Source organism: Helicobacter pylori (assembly GCF_001998165.1).
Taxonomy (GTDB): Bacteria; Campylobacterota; Campylobacteria; order Campylobacterales; family Helicobacteraceae; genus Helicobacter; species Helicobacter pylori_DL.
In genome coordinates this window covers 1-2,134 of record NZ_MTWR01000040.1, presented here as the reverse complement: position 1 = coordinate 2,134, position 2,134 = coordinate 1, and the positions used below count along the sequence as shown (strand labels likewise).

Annotated in this window: 2 protein-coding genes; both read right to left on the bottom strand. The window is 32.8% G+C overall.

Annotation, left to right across the window (positions count from 1 at the left end; all coding sequences use genetic code 11):
- Positions 1–107: 107 nt before the first annotated feature.
- Positions 108–1,448: a zinc ribbon domain-containing protein gene (locus BZK24_RS05385; RefSeq protein ID WP_033611347.1), complete on the bottom strand. Its 1,341-nt coding sequence runs from the start codon at positions 1,446–1,448 to the stop codon at positions 108–110.
- The gene (locus BZK24_RS05380) at positions 1,448–2,047 is read right to left on the bottom strand and encodes an IS607 family transposase (protein ID WP_000287216.1); all 600 of its coding nucleotides are present in this window, start codon (positions 2,045–2,047) and stop codon (positions 1,448–1,450) included. Before BZK24_RS05380 ends, BZK24_RS05385 begins: the two co-directional genes overlap by 1 nt.
- Positions 2,048–2,134 lie beyond the last annotated feature (87 nt).

Below are 2,134 nucleotides of genomic sequence, written 5' to 3'. Positions count from 1 at the left end.
TGTTCGCAGCGTTGATGTCCCTATGTTCTGTTCCTTAAAACATAGACAAATGCCCATGTATTAAAGTAATTCGCACTTTGTTGATAAATGAAGTTTTTCATTTGCAACTAAAGCCTTGCTTGCACAGTAGTCAAGCGATAGCTATCAGTCCGTTTTAGTAAGATTTCTTTAACCGCATTAAAAGGTGTATTCCTTTTAATTTCTTTGTCAAAGTATCTCGCTAAAATGTTTCTAGCAGCATTATAGTCAGCCTGAATAGTTCCCCCATTAAATAGGTAAAAAGTATTGCTTTTGCGACGCCCTAATAAAAGGTTGTTACAAAAGCTATCGCATTGCGAAGTGTATGCAGGATTGACTAAATGCAATGCAGAACCTCTGCACGCTATTACATTTTTTAAAGCGGCTGCTATTAAACCTTTAACCCAAGAATTGAGTCTTCTGTTAGTGTTTTTGCCATAGCTTGTGTTTTTTGAAAAGTTTTCTTTTAAATCTTCACACACAACCACCTTTGCCTTATCCACTACTTGATGGCAAGCGTTGTAAATAAGGGTTTTTAATCTTTGTTTGACTTTATGATTTTCTTTGTTTTGTTTAATTTTGCCTAGATTGTTTTTTGAAATACGATTAGCTTTTTCAAGTTGATTGTTTTTTTGAGCTTTTTTCATCAGCGCCAATAATTTGTTTCTTCGTTGGTATTTGACTTTTAGTTTGTCGCTGTATTGGGTGAGGATTTTACCTAAATCCTTCCCTAAAAATTCGTTAGTGCTTGTTACAAAGACTTCACTATAACCCTTATCAATGCCTATTATTTCATTCCCACAAGCGCGATTATCTGTTTTTTCATAAGAACTATGAACTTCCACTACCTTGTTTTTTATAATCAGTCTTAAAGTGCCACTAGGTTTGTATTCCATTGTGGTATTTAAAGGGATTTTAATCCTTTTGTTTTTGATTAAAGAGGGTATAGAGATCCAACATTGATTGTTCAATTCAAAAACTTTGTAGTCATCGCTGCGGACAATGATTTGATTGAAAACAGAATTTTTACCATGCTTGAAAGCTTTTCTCATTTTTCTGTGTAAAAAATGATCTTTTAGCCATTCATCTTTTTTTAATTGGATAAAGGCTTCTTTTTGCTCTTCTTTGGTTTTATAGTGTTTGAATATGTCTTTTTTAATAGAAGTTTTAGCCGCCTCCAAATAGAGCTTGATGTTATTGAAGCTATCTCTTAAAGTCTCTTTCCAAGCGTTAGCTAAAACTTTAAATTCCCTTTTTTCCTTAACCCATAAATCTCTAATTTTTCTATCGCTCGTATTCAAACATTTTAAAGCCCCATATTCTTGCCATATTTGAGAACGCAATTTTCCTAAAATTTGGGCTTGTTCGTTTAACGCTTTTAACTTACCTTTATTGATATTTTTGGCATAGAGTATTCTTGTAACTAGCATCATTCTTGATTTTTAAGATGTTCTTTAATTTCTTTGTTGTATTTTCTTAAGCCATAAAGCCTAGAACTAAAGCAATGGATAATGCTCAATAAATCTTGTGTCATCTCAGCTTCAGGGCTTAAAGAGATCTGATTCATTATAATAATTTCACAGCCATGAGTTTGAGCAAAGCTTTCAAAATATTCAAAACCAAAACGCACAAACCTATCTTTATGAGCGATAACCAATTTAGAGATTTTTCCCATTTCAATTTCTTCCAAAATTCGGTTAAAAATCTTTCTCTTATAGTTTAACCCACTCCCTATCTCATTACACCATTCACTCACCGCATAGCCATTGGCAAGACAAAATTTTTCTAAGGCTTCAATTTGATTTTGCAAATCTTGTTTTTGATTAGCGCTAGACACTCTAGCATAAACCACTATCTTTGCTTTATCTTCACTAGCTTTAATACCTAGATATTCTAAGTATTGATCATGCGTGTAAAAACGCCTATTTTTTTGATTACGATGAGCGACAAAAACACCCTCTAAATCCCATCGTTGTAAAGTCCTAACAGATTTACCTATCATACTAGCAAACTTAGCAGGCGAATACACAAGCTTTCCTTAATTTAATTAAGTGGCTATTTTATCATAAATTAGTTATATTTGTCAATGCTTTTTGTATTAGTTAGATGCTCTTTA

Excerpts from the sequence above, each read along its gene's own strand:
- BZK24_RS05385 (WP_033611347.1), bottom strand. The coding sequence starts at position 1,448 with ATGCTAGTTACAAGAATACTCTATGCCAAAAATATCAATAAAGGTAAG.